General features: G+C 43.8%; 10 protein-coding genes. 2 read left to right on the top strand and 8 right to left on the bottom strand.

Going from position 1 to position 13,608, the window contains the following annotated elements; translation table 11 throughout:
- Nucleotides 1–269 precede the first annotated feature (269 nt).
- From araA to ABIC84_RS22710, 6 genes are all read right to left on the bottom strand, one after another.
- Entirely contained in the window at nt 270–1,760 is a 1,491-nt protein-coding gene (gene araA / locus ABIC84_RS22685; protein ID WP_429265031.1) for an L-arabinose isomerase, read from the bottom strand.
- Between the two features lie 46 nt (nt 1,761–1,806).
- On the bottom strand, nt 1,807–3,168 hold the full coding sequence (locus ABIC84_RS22690) for a glycoside hydrolase family 27 protein (protein ID WP_429265032.1): 1,362 nt from the start codon (nt 3,166–3,168) through the stop codon (nt 1,807–1,809).
- Nucleotides 3,169–3,173: 5 nt separating this feature from the next.
- The gene (locus ABIC84_RS22695) at nt 3,174–3,872 is read right to left on the bottom strand and encodes an L-ribulose-5-phosphate 4-epimerase (protein WP_176627999.1); all 699 of its coding nucleotides are present in this window, start codon (nt 3,870–3,872) and stop codon (nt 3,174–3,176) included.
- A gap of 7 nt (nt 3,873–3,879) precedes the next feature.
- On the bottom strand, nt 3,880–5,586 hold the full coding sequence (locus tag ABIC84_RS22700) for a ribulokinase (protein WP_429265033.1): 1,707 nt from the start codon (nt 5,584–5,586) through the stop codon (nt 3,880–3,882).
- A 427-nt stretch (nt 5,587–6,013) separates the two neighbouring features.
- Nucleotides 6,014–6,829, bottom strand: a complete 816-nt coding sequence (locus ABIC84_RS22705; RefSeq protein WP_429265034.1) for an alpha/beta hydrolase — start codon at nt 6,827–6,829, stop codon at nt 6,014–6,016.
- Between the two features lie 148 nt (nt 6,830–6,977).
- Complete coding sequence (locus ABIC84_RS22710; RefSeq protein ID WP_429265035.1) at nt 6,978–7,652, bottom strand: NAD-dependent epimerase/dehydratase family protein; 675 nt, start codon at nt 7,650–7,652, stop codon at nt 6,978–6,980.
- A gap of 141 nt (nt 7,653–7,793) precedes the next feature.
- Between ABIC84_RS22710 and ABIC84_RS22715 the strand changes: the two genes are divergently transcribed.
- Nucleotides 7,794–10,304 (top strand): AsmA-like C-terminal region-containing protein, encoded by a 2,511-nt coding sequence (locus ABIC84_RS22715; protein WP_429265036.1) that lies wholly within the window; start codon nt 7,794–7,796, stop codon nt 10,302–10,304.
- Between the two features lie 333 nt (nt 10,305–10,637).
- Nucleotides 10,638–11,498 (top strand): sigma-70 family RNA polymerase sigma factor, encoded by an 861-nt coding sequence (locus ABIC84_RS22720; protein WP_090528912.1) that lies wholly within the window; start codon nt 10,638–10,640, stop codon nt 11,496–11,498.
- A gap of 219 nt (nt 11,499–11,717) precedes the next feature.
- Here the strand turns inward: ABIC84_RS22720 and ABIC84_RS22725 are convergent, their stop codons facing one another.
- Complete coding sequence (locus ABIC84_RS22725; protein ID WP_373612666.1) at nt 11,718–12,215, bottom strand: helix-hairpin-helix domain-containing protein; 498 nt, start codon at nt 12,213–12,215, stop codon at nt 11,718–11,720.
- Between the two features lie 122 nt (nt 12,216–12,337).
- Complete coding sequence (gene carA / locus ABIC84_RS22730) at nt 12,338–13,438, bottom strand: glutamine-hydrolyzing carbamoyl-phosphate synthase small subunit (RefSeq protein ID WP_176627995.1); 1,101 nt, start codon at nt 13,436–13,438, stop codon at nt 12,338–12,340.
- Between the last annotated feature and the right edge of the window lie 170 nt (nt 13,439–13,608).

Consider the following 13,608-nt stretch of genomic DNA (forward strand, 5'->3'; position numbering starts at 1 on the left):
CCACGTGGCCGGTATCCGCTTCTATCCCTAACGCGAAACAGCGCAGAACTTAAGACTTACGAAGTTTTAAAAACTTCGTAAGTCTTTAAAAAAAAACGCCGCCGCTCGGCTTCAGCCGAGTGGCTATTATCCCCAGGCCTCTGGCCTGCTACTCCAATCCCGGCGGCCAGAGGCCGCTTAATAGTTGCCACTCGGCCGGAGCCGAGCGGCAGCTATCTTATATTTTTTTCCAAGTCTCCCCTTCTGGGGGAGATTTAGAGGGGCTGGGGCTATTTATACGCCGCGTCATTCCACCTGATCTCGTTCCTGAACTGATCAAGCTTGGTGTCTTTGCCTATACGCAAAAACTCGATACCAGCCATATCTGCGAAATCATTGATCAACTCGGCCGACAGATTTTGGCTGTATGCGGTGTGGTGTGCACCACCGGCGTAGATCCAGGCCGCGCAACCGGTTTTCATATCCGGCAGTGGTTTCCAAAGCACCCTTGCAACTGGCAATTTCGGTAGATCTTCAACCGGCTCGATGGCTTCAACCTCGTTAACAATTAAACGGAAACGGTTGCCCATATCCACAATTGAAGCATTGAGCGCAGCACCACCGGCTACATTAAATACCAAACGTGCAGGATCGGCCTTGCCACCAATACCTAAGGCATGTACTTCTAATGCTGCTTTACCATTAGCTAAGCTGCTATCAACCTCGAGCATGTGTGAGCCTAAAACCAAGGCATTGTTCGGATCGAAGTGATAAGTATAATCTTCCATGAAAGCGTTACCGCCAGGCAAGCCGGCACCCATTACTTTGAATGCACGTACCAGGGCAGCAGTTTTCCAGTCGCCTTCACCAGCAAAACCGTAACCATCGGCCATTAAGCGCTGCGAAGCAATACCCGGTAACTGGATCATGCCGTGCAGGTCTTCAAAAGTATCGCTGAAACCTTTGTAGCCGCCGTCCTGTAAAAACTTACGTAAGCCAAGCTCAATTTTAGCAGCGTCATAAACCGACTGATACCTTGCGCCGCCTTGCTTAAGGTCATCGGCCATAGTGTAAGTAGCTTCGTACTCATCTGTAAGGGCTTTAACTTCAGCATCGCTGATACTGTCAACTACAGCTACTAAATCACCAATACCATAAGTATTTACAGCGAAACCAAATTTCAATTCGGCCTCAACTTTATCACCATCGGTAACAGCTACAAAGCGCATGTTATCGCCAAAGCGAACAAACTTAGCACCTTGCCAATCGTACCAGCCGGCAGCTGCACGGCTCCAGCTTTCAATATCTTTCAACACCTCGCTATCCTGCCAGTGGCCAACAACCACTTTACGGTTCATGCGCATGCGTGATACCATGAAACCAAACTCCCTGTCGCCATGGGCGCTTTGGTTCAGGTTCATGAAATCCATATCAATTGAACTCCATGGAATATCGCGGTTATATTGGGTATGCAGGTGCAGCATCGGTTTTTTAAGGATACTTAAGCCCCTGATCCACATTTTGGCAGGCGAAAAAGTATGCATCCAGGCAATAACACCGATACAGTTTTCGGCAACGTTAGCCTGCTGTAAAGTGTTATAGATTTCTTCGGTTGATTTAACAACTGGTTTGTACACTACCCGCACAGGAATATTGGCAGCGCCATCAATACCTTTAGCAATTTCCTGCGAGTGCTCGGCAACTTTTTTCAGTGTTTCTTCTCCGTATAAATTCTGGCTCCCGGTTATGAACCATACTTCAAATGTTTTCAGATCGATCATTATAATTAATTATTGATTTAGCGAATGAGTGATTTAGTGAATTGGTTTAGTTTTTTGGCGACAGCCTGAATAATGCTGCGCCGTGCTTGTTTATTTTTTGCTGATAGCTTGTTTTGTACTGGCCAACATCCTGTTTTTTCCACAGGTCACGTACGGTTACCTTGCCTTTCAGGTCCAGGTCTTTGAAGTTCAGGGATACGGATTTATCATCATCGCCGATATTGAAAAAGGCGGCATAAATATCCTTGCTGCCGGGGATCTGCGAATACCAGATCATGGCGCCACCTTTTTTGTATAACTGCTTGGGGTTCGATCCTTTTTGGTTTACCGCAATTACCTCATCATTGGTAAAAAGCTTCAACTCAAAATCGCGGTTCTCGGGCAGGTTGCCTCCTATCATCAGTGGTGAACGGAAGATACTCCAAAACGTCATATGGGTATATTCCTCATCTTCAGTAAAACGGCTAAAGCGCTCCTGGCCTACAGGTCCACGTTTACTCAGCTTGCCAATCTGGATCATGTCGCAATCGGGCCAGTGACCGGGGCCGCTTACGCCTTCCCAGCTTTTAGCATAATCAAACATGTGCAGGATCTCTTTCCAGTTATCCCAAAAATCATCAGCCATGCGCCACATATTGGCATATTTGGTAGCATGAGCCGCTTGCGCAACCGGGGTTTCACCGGGCGATAAGCTTAATACAACAGGCCTGCCGCATTGCTGAATGGCTTTCTGATAACCTTCAACCTCGGCATTACTATATGGGCGTGAAAGGTCATCTACCTTAATAAAATCAACTCCCCACGAAGCATAAAGCTCCAGCAGCGAGTTCAGGTATTCCTGCGCGCCGGGCTTTTTCATATCCAGCCCGTACATGTGGTTCATCCATGGGCATTTTGAGTTGGTGTCAGCCACCATATCGGCAGTAATGCCATTGGTACCTTTAACCGGCGATTTTGACCAAACAGCTTGTCTCGGGATGCCGCGCATTACGTGGATCCCAAATTTTAAGCCTTTGCTGTGAATATAATCGCCCAGCGGTTTAAAACCGTTACCGCCAAATGCTGATGGAAATTTAGTGGGTTGCGGAGTTAACCTTCCCCATTTATCCATAGTTAACCATGGAACATATGAACCATCCTGTAAACGCAATTGGAAGGGGTTGCCGATATTGCTGCCCGGAGGGTTATCGTACGACCATAAAAAGTCGACTACCACATACTCCCAGCCATGTTGTTTCAGATGCTCTGCCATATAATCGGCATTGGCCTTAACTTCATCTTCATGTACTGCCGAACCAAAACAGTTATAACTGTTCCAGCCCATAGGCGGTGTAGCTGCCACCTGTGCCGATAAACGGGTGCAGGCAAAAAAACAAAGCAGCAGGAAAAACAGGTTTATTTTTTTCATCAGGCTTATTGTCCGTAATATGAATCGGGTCCGTGTTTACGTTCGTAATGCTTTTTAATTAGTGCATCTTTTAAGCGGGGGGCGCTTTTATCAATTTGCTCGGTAAGGTAAGCCATCTGGGCTACAGCTTCCAGTACGGCGCTGTTATACACCGCTTTTTCGGCGGTTTTACCCCAGGTAAACGGCGCGTGGTTACCAACCAACACCATTTCAACCTCTTTATAATCCAGGCCTTTTTCCTCAAAACATTCCATGATTTGGAAACCGGTTTGGTACTCGTAGTTGCCTTTAATCATTTCATCATTCATAGGCGGTGCGCAAGGGATATCAACCGTTAAATGATCGGCATGGGTAGTACCGAAGATAGGGATATCCCGCTGCGATTGTGCCCAGGCTGTTCCGTAGGTAGAGTGCGTATGCACAATACCATTGATGCCTTCCCAGTGTTTATAAAGTACGGCATGTGTTTTGGTATCGCTTGATGGGCGCAGATCGCCTTCGATGGTGTTGCCATCAAAATCAACGATTACCATTTTTTCCGGTGACAAGTCTTCATAAGGCACGCCGCTTGGTTTTATCGCAAATACACCTAATTCCCTGTCGGCGGCGCTTACGTTACCAAAAGTGAACAGCACCAGGCCCAATTTGGGCAGCTGCATATTGGCATTATAGGCACTAAGCCTTATATGATCATATTTACTCATGTCTTTATTAAGCGTTTTGCAGTTCAGGATTATTTTTCAAAGCAACTTCGGCAGCTACAAACTTGCCCAATATGCTGTATTGGTTATAGCGTTGCTGATAAACTTCCTTCAACGCGATGTTTGGCTCATAAACCACGTCAAAGCCGCGGCCCATGGCTGTCATAGCCTCTTCGATAGTTGGGTAGATGCCAGCAACCACCGCAGCAAACATCGCAGCGCCCAAAGCACAGGTATGTTTAAACTGGTGAATGCGGATAGGCATTCCCAAAACATCGGCCATCATTTGCATCACGAAAGGTGATTTTTTTGCTACGCCGCCGATACCGATGATCCCTTTAACCGGGATACCCTCGCTGATAAAACGATCAACAATGCTCTTGGCACCAAAGCAGGTAGCCTCGGCCAGCGCACGGAATACCCGTGGTGCATCACTGCCCAAACCTAAACCGGTAATAGCGCCCTTCAATTCCTGGTTAGCATCCGGTGTGCGACGGCCGTTAAACCAGTCGATAGCCAGCTCATTGCTTTCTTCAATTGGTAATAAAGCTGCCTGCCTGCTTAGCTCAGGGATGATCATTTCTGAAATCTCCTCTTTCAACGCTTCGGCAGTGGCCGCGTCAATTACCTGCGATTGCGAAAGCAGGTTATTCAATGGCCAGGCCAGGATATTTTTAAACCAGGCATAAGTATCGCCAAAAGCCGATTGACCAGCCTCTAAACCTGCCATTCCCGGAATAACCGAACCATTCACCTGTCCGCAGATTCCGCGTACCAGTTTGCCTTCCATCTCTGATGTTGGAGCAACCAGGATATCGCAGGTTGATGTGCCCATTACCTTGCTCAGGTGGTAAGGCTCAATTTGCCCGCCAACAGCACCCATGTGTGCGTCAAAAGCGCCGGTACCTACAATCACATCGGTTGAGAGTCCCAATATCTCCGCCCACTCCGCGCTAAGGTTTCCGGCTGCTTCATCGGCCGTGTATGTATCTTCATATAATTTATCCCTGAAACCAGCCAGCACCGGATCAAGGGAAACAAAAAATTCTTCGGGGGGCAGGCCATTAAATTCCTCGGCCCAAAGGGCTTTATGCCCTGCAGAGCAACGGCCACGTTTAATAGCTTTAACATCATTACCGCCGGTTAATAGAAAAGGGATCCAGTCGCAATGCTCAACCCATGAGGCAGCGGCATCACGTACACTTTTATCAACCCTTAGCACATGCAGCAGCTTAGCCCAAAACCACTCAGACGAGTAAATGCCGCCAACATATTTCAAATAATTGGTATCAAATTTTGTAGCATGTTCATTGATCTGCGCTGCTTCTTTAACCGAAGTATGATCTTTCCACAATACAAACATGGCATTGGGGTTAGTTTCAAAACCGGGGGTTAAGGCAAGCGGAGTACCGGCAGCATCAACCGCAACGGGGGTTGAGCCGGTGGTATCAACAGAAATGCCTTTTATATTTTTTGCAATGGCTTCACCGCCGGCCTGTGCAATACAATCTTTAATGGTGGCTTTAAGTCCGTCGATGTAATCCTGCGGATGCTGGCGGAACTGGTTTTCGGCAGGTACACAATACTTGCCATCGCGCCAACGGGGATAATTAAATACTGATGATGCTATTTCTTCTCCGTTGGCCGCGTTTACTATCACGGAGCGCACGGAGTCAGACCCGTAATCAACCCCGATCACTAATTGGTTATTGCTCATATAAAGATTTATAATTATTGTCGAAATAACACTTAATTTTTGACAAAGAAAAATTTTATTTAAAATTTTATTCAGATAAAATGCATTATTTACTTAAAGGAACCTTTTGGCCTGTAAAAAAGTCATTACATAGTTCAAGTACCTGTCGAAAAAATCGCCGGTACGTCTATTCAGCCCGGCAATAATTAGTGTTGTTTTAACAATATAAAATAAGCTTTACAAAACGGATTGGCTGTTTTGGGATGGTAAAACGTTTAATTTACTCATAAAGTATATAGCATTGCCGTTACTAAAAATGAATCCGGCGCACTGGGAAAATCAAATAACATCTTTGCCCTTGTGACAACACTTTTCCGGCAAACCAATAAAAAAGCGGAACAGTCAATCATGACCAATTCCGCTTAAAACTGTAACAAAAACTATCTGATTATTTAACGCCATTTGCCGCGTCGATGATGACTTTGGCAACGGCCTCGGGCTGCGAAATGAAGATCACGTGGCTGCCTTTTACCTCTGTTACTTTTGCACCGGCACGTTTGTACATGGTACGCTCAACATCGGGCACAATGCTTTTATCTTCGGTGGCCACTATAGCATAGCTTGGTTTGGTTTTCCATGCCGCTTCGGCAACAGGCGTAACAAAACATTGAACCGAAGTTGGCCCCTGCGATGCAAACATGAAGTCGGCTTCGGCTTTACTTAGGTCGCCGGCAAAACCGCCATGAAATTTGGCTTTATCATAGTAAACAAAACCTTTATCATCTGGCGGCAAAATACCGTTTTCGGGAGCCGGAGGAGCCGACTGTACCCATTTTATCGTATTTTCCCCTTTATCGGGCATAAAAGCGGCTATATAAACCAATGCTACTACTTTTGAATTATTCCCGGCTTCGGTAATTACCGTGCCGCCATAAGAGTGGCCTACCAATACCGTCGGGCCATCCTGTTTATCCAGGATCCGGTTGGCAGCGTCAACGTCGTCCTTTAAAGAAGTAAGCGGATTTTGCACTACGGTAACATTATAACCTTTTTTGGTAAGGATATTGTACACGGCCTTAAAGCCCGAGCCATCGGCAAAGGCCCCATGCACTAATACAATGTTTTTAACGGGCTGTGCCTGGGCAGCGGCCTTAAAAGTAAAGGCAAACAAGCTGCCTAATAAAATAGTCGCCGCAATTAAATGTGCTTTTAAGCGGCCTTTCATGAATTTTGTGTTCATTTTTTGCTGGAGTTTAAGTTTCATAAATAATAATGTTGACAGTACCATTTCAAAGCTTGCTCCAAAAACACAAAATACTATTAATCAATGCATTAATTAAAATACAGCTACCCAACATTTACGATATATCGGGTTTTACACGATAGCCTTCTCCATATATCATTACCCACTGTTAGCTATTCGCCATGGCAACAATATCTTTTCCATCTAATATCCAGCGGCCGGCGCCGCGGTTCGCGGTATTGATCATGGCTTTGCCAACTTCCTCCAGCGTAATAAAACCCTTTGGGTAAATAAGGCGGCCTATGGGGTACATCCAACTGATGTATTTATAAAATGGCAGGGTATTTTTTGCCCCCTTAAAGCTTTTCATAAACCCCGGCCTGAAGTTGACTACCTGTTTGAAGGGCAGCTTCATCAAATCATTTTCGGTTTTACCTTTTACCCGGGCCCACATACTACAGCCCTTTTCAGTACTGTCGGTACCGGCACCAGATACATAACAAAAAGTCATATCCGGATTAATTCGGCTCAAAATTTCGGCCACGTGCATGGTTAGCAGGTAAGTTACTTTATAATAAGCTTCTTCGCTCATCCCTACCGACGAAACGCCTAAACAAAAAAAGCAGGCATTGTAACCTTCTAACTGATGCTGAATGGGTGTAAGGTTAAAAAAATCAGTATGTACAATTTCCTTCAGTTTAGGATGGTTTACGCCGCTTGGCTTACGGTTAATAATCAATACTGCTTCAACCTTATCGCTCAATAAGCATTGATGCAATACCCCCTCGCCTACCATGCCGGTAGCTCCTGTTATAATAGCCCTTATTTTATTAGCTGTTTCCATGATACTGATGTAGCCGATTATACCTTTAAAATATTGTATCTTATAGCAGATTTATTTGCCTATTCCTATACCGTGTGTTAATTATATGTTACAATACAAACAATTATATAACCATAACGCTTTAACAGTAAATTAGTTGAAATGCCAAAATGGTTAAAAATAACCTTAAAGATCGCCGGAGCGCTTGTTGGTTTAATTATAATTATGTTCATCGCCCTTACTGTTTATGTTAGTTATAACAAACAGAAAGTACTTGCTATGATCACCTCCGAGCTTAACAAAAACCTAAACGGCACTTTAACTATCGGCACCATTGATCCAACGTTGTTCAAAGGTTTTCCCGGTGTATCTGTTGAGTTGAAAAATGTGGTATTGAAAGATAACCGCTGGGCGCAACATCATCATACACTGCTTACCGCTAAAGATTTTGAAGTATCTGTAAATGCTTCGGCCCTTTTAAAAGGCGAAGTGGTGATCAATAAAATAGATATCAGCAATGCCGATATCGACCTGTTTACCGACAGCAGTGGTTATAGCAATACATCTATATTTAAAACAAAACCTACAGTTGAAAAAAACCCAAAAGAAAAACAAACCAGCTCTTCCACACAAATTAGGAGGTTTTCGTTAAACAAGGTAAACTTTGTTGTTGATGACCGTCATGCTTATAAACTATTCAAATTTGCAGTTAATGATATCCGGGGCCGCCTGGATTACCCTGCTAAAGGATGGAACGCCGATATCGACCTGAATACCATGGTAAACAGCTTTTCCTTTAATACCAAAAAGGGGAGCTTCATGAAAAACAGGCTGCTCAAGGGGCATTTTGATATTAGCTATAATTATGACTCGCAGGTTATTAACGTAGCACCTAATAACTTAAATATAGGTGATGACACATTCAACGTTACTGCCAGGTTTGAGCTTAAAAAACCTGAGACCCCATTTACCATTAACCTCAAAGTTGATGATATTTTATGGAACGATGCTGCCAACCTGTTAGCTGCCAACATCACCAAAAGCCTCAAAATGTTTGATCTGAAAAAGCCCATTGATGTTACCTGCGATCTGAAAGGGGCTTTCGGCGTTAGCGGCGATCCATCTATTTACGTTACTGCCAAGGCAAAGAATAACGTTTTGAAAACCCAGGGCGGTACAATCGAAAATTGCAGCTTTAACGGAACGTTCAGCAATAACTATATTAATGGCAGGGGTCTGGGCGATGAAAATTCGGTAATCAGGCTTTATCATTTTAACGGCAACTATAAAGAAATCCCTTTTACTATCGATACTGCGTTTATCAACAACCTGAATACACCTGTCGCCACAGGGATTTTCAGGTCACGCTTTCCGGTTAGCAAACTCAACGCCATCATAGGTGATGAAAGCCTTAAATTTACTAAGGGGATTGCCGATCTGAAACTGGCTTATAAGGCCGATATCGTGAATTTCAAATTCACCAAACCCTTCGTTACCGGTAATGTAGATATAAAAAATGCAGATGTAAGTTACCTGCCCCGCAACCTGGTATTCAAAAACAACTCTATTGCCTTAAAATTCACCGATAAAGATCTCTACATAAATAATATCCGCCTGCAAAATGGCGGTAGCGTAGTGTACATGCAGGGTAAGGTGAGCAATTTCCTCAACCTGTATTATACCGATCCACAAAAGATTTTGATTGTATGGCAGATCACCAGTCCGCAGATATATCTTGGCGAGTTTTTAGGCTTCCTGAACAACCGCGGATACGAACGCAGTAAAAGCAGTGCAGGAACGGGCAAAAGGATGTCCAATGCCAAAATTACCAATCAACTTAATACCGCCTTTGATAAAGGGCAGGCCGAACTTCATCTGCGCTTAGCCAAAGTATATTATAAAAAGTTTTTGGCGACAGATGTTAATGCCGATATCCTTTTAGCCGACAACACCATGAAAATGCGCAATGTAAGCCTTAAAAGCTCGGGCGGGTCATTAAACTTAAGCGGCCTGGTACAGCAGGGACCAATCAATAATTTTGCTATCAGTACTACCATTAACCATGTGAATACTAATACATTCTTTGCATCGTTTAACAATTTTGGGTTAAAGGATTTTACGAGTGATAACCTCAGGGGCTTCCTTTCGGCAAGGGCCGATATTAAGGGGGGGATCAATAATGCGGGTAACCTGGTACCTAAATCAATAAGGGGAACCGCTATGGTAAACCTGAAAGAGGGTGCCCTGGTCAATTTTTCGCCGATAAAAAGTGTGGGTAAGTTTGCTTTTCCCTTCCGCGATCTGGATAACATTACTTTTAGTGACCTGAAAGCCCAATTTGATATCAATGGCGATAAAATCAAAATTGCGCCCATGCAAATTAACTCCAGCGTGCTCAATATGGACATTCAGGGTACTTATTCGCTATCGCGGGGTACTAACATTGCACTTGATGTACCGATACGAAACCCAAAGAATGACAGCAAAATAGCAGATGAAACCGAACGTAATAAAAAACGTATGAAAGGCATTGTTTTACACATACTTGCCACCGATGGCGATGATGGTAAAATAAAAATCAAGTGGAATAAGAACCATAAAAAAACAAAAGCAGTTGATGATGAGCAGAAGACAGATGACACCCAACAAGCGCCCGAACCTAAACAAGATTAGTTTAATTTCAAAAAATATTTACATTAACCGTTGTTTCATGGTGTTTAAATGACACTATAATAGCAAATAAATGCTTACCTTTGTGCTGTTCATTATAGGGTAATATGTTGATTACACATTCTGGTTAGCACATTATTTTAAAACTTTTAAACCGCTCGCTCCTTACAGCAATAATATCAGTAGCAAACCCTCGTTTTAAATATTAAATACTTATCCCGGGTTCACAAATAAAGAAGGAAGCAAAGTTTAATGTAGTCTGTTTTAACTCCGGTTGTTTAACCCGGCACATGTATCTTATTGAACCGTTTTTAGCTTAATAATCTGTATTAAAAAATGAGACAACTTAAAATATCCCAATCAATCACTAACCGCGAATCGGCATCGCTCGAAAAATACCTGCATGATATTGGCAAGGTAGATTTGATCACAGCTGAGGAGGAAGTGATCCTGGCGCAAAAGATCCGTGAGGGCGACCAGGTAGCGTTAGAACGTTTGACAAAAACAAACCTTCGCTTTGTGGTATCGGTTGCTAAGCAGTACCAAAACCAGGGCCTTACCCTGGGCGACTTAATAAACGAAGGAAACCTTGGTTTAATTAAAGCGGCAAAACGCTTTGACGAAACCAAAGGCTTTAAATTTATTTCATATGCCGTATGGTGGATCCGTCAGTCAATCCTGTCGGCCATTGCCGAGCAATCGCGTATTGTGCGTTTACCACTGAACCAAATTGGTTCATTGAGCAAAATACACAAAGCAGCTTCAAAACTGGAGCAGGAATTTGAAAGACAGCCAACACCCGAAGAACTTGCAGACAACCTGGAAATTTCGGTTGATAAAATTGCCGATTCGATGAATAACGCCGGCAGGCAGATTTCAATGGACGCGCCTTTTATTCAGGGTGAAGAAAACACCTTACTTGACGTATTGGCCAGCTCTGATGCTGCAACCGATACTGAAGTAATGGCCGATTCATTATCGCAGGAAATTAAACGCTCGTTAGGTATCCTTGCCGAACGTGACCGTGAAGTGTTAATGTTATTCTTTGGCCTTGGTGGTCATGCTCCTCATTCGTTAGAGGAAATAGGTGAAAAATTTGATTTAACCCGCGAGCGTGTTCGCCAGTTGAAAGACAAGGCTTTGATGCGTTTACGCCACAATTCAAAATCAAACCTGTTACAATCATACTTAAACTAATCCAGGATATCCGCCTGAGTTTTTATACCAAAACCGCGACTGAGATTTCATTCGCGGTTTTTTTGTGGGATGATGTTTTTAATTCCCTCCCTTGGGAGGGGTGTGTTGGAATGAGCAGTGGCAGGGAGGGGCTATACGCTATTTCAAACGAATAAGCATATCGATGAAACCCCTCCCTACACCCTCCCAAGGGAGGGAATCGCACAATCCCGTACTTTTTTATTTACTCCCCACAAACTCTTTCCCGTTACGATACTGCGGCAACTCGTACCACGCCTTTGCAGGTCGGCTTGCAGGGAAGCCATGCTCGGCCCGGTAAGCCTTACGCTCGGCGGTAAAATGCCACCAGCTTTTTCCGGTGTCGCCATGCTTAATATAGTGTGATAATAATCGGTATGAATCCTCCACACATGGATCGGCCCAGGCGCCTACGTGGCGTTCAAATGCATTAAAAAGTTCAACTGGGTCTTTGCCTTTTAATTGTTCTAAAGAATAATAGCCTTGCTGTATCAGCTCAGTCGCAAAATTGATCCCTAATGATGGGATACTTTGAAATTCAATCAATGCATTTATCTCCCTGGCGCGTTCGGCATCTGCATTTAATATCATTGCAACTTCATCCGGGGCGAAGGTAACGAGATCGGCAATCTTGGTTTTTTGAGCCCGGAGAATAGCTTTTTCTTCTGCTGTAAGGAGCAGATTAATGGATTTCTTCATAATTCAGGCGGATATAACAACTAATTTAGAAAGGAATTATGAAAAATAAAAAAGCCTTCCAAACTAAATTGAAAGGCTTCGGACATCCGCACATTTAAAATCTGTACAGGTGCAATCAAAATTTATTTCATCAGCTTGATAAAGTCATCAAACAAATACCTTGAATCGTGCGGACCAGGTGACGATTCAGGGTGATATTGTACCGAGAAAGCTTTTTTGCCTTTTACACGAATGCCTTCGATGGATTGGTCGTTCAGGTTAACGTGGGTGATCTCTACCTTATCCGAAGCGCGTACAGCTTCCGGTACTACACCAAAACCGTGGTTTTGTGAAGTAACCTCGCAATGGTTAATGATGATGTTTTTTACCGGGTGGTTTAAACCACGGTGACCGTTAAACATTTTTTGAGTTGGGATATCGTTAGCCAAAGCCAGCAACTGGTGGCCTAAGCAAATCCCGAACATCGGCTTATCAGCAGCTAAAATTTCTTTTACAGTTTCAACCGCGTAAGGCATAGCTGATGGATCGCCGGGGCCGTTTGAAATAAAGTAGCCTGTAGGGGCAAAATCTTTTTCCATTTCGGCGTAGGTTGTTTTAGCCGGGAATACTTTGGCATAAACCTCGCGCGAATCAAAATTGCGAAGGATGTTTTTCTTTACACCAAGGTCAAGCACCGCTACACGGTAAGGAGCATCTTCGCTGCCAAAAGTATAAGTTTCGGTAGTTGATACCTGCGATGAAAGCTCCAGGCCATCCATCGAAGGCACCAGGTCAAGCTTTGCTTTCAGTTCATCCAGATCCAATATTTCTGATGAAATGATGGCATTCATAGCGCCTTTATCACGAATGTGGCGAACAAGCTGACGGGTATCTATATCAGATATACCAACTATGTTTTGCTCCTGGAAATAATCCTGTATCGATTCATCGGCCTGTTTACGGCTGTAGGCAATGTTATAATTTTTGCAAACCAGACCTGCAATCTGGATCCTGCCCGATTCAACCTCTTCATTAGCAATACCGTAGTTACCAATGTGCGCATTGGTGGTTACCATAATTTGCCCAAAGTATGAAGGGTCGGTAAAAATTTCCTGGTAGCCGGTCATGCCGGTATTAAAACAAATCTCGCCGGTGGTAGTACCCATTTTGCCAGCAGCTTTACCGTAAAAAACGGTGCCGTCGGCAAGCAGCAATATAGCCGGTAATTTGGTGAAATAATTCATCGCTTAAAAAAATTGAAAGGGTTAAATGATCGGATCGCCTGGTTCAAAGCCCCGTGAAAACTGATAGAAATATTGAAGTAAGGAACTTCCGGATTCACGGCGCAAAAGTAGAAAATAATTTCGGTATTCGGATGTGAGATTTCTGATTTATTTTGATTTCGGATTTCGAA

Origin of the sequence: Mucilaginibacter sp. 3215, assembly GCF_050433785.1 — a bacterium.
Lineage (GTDB): Bacteria > Bacteroidota > Bacteroidia > Sphingobacteriales > Sphingobacteriaceae > Mucilaginibacter.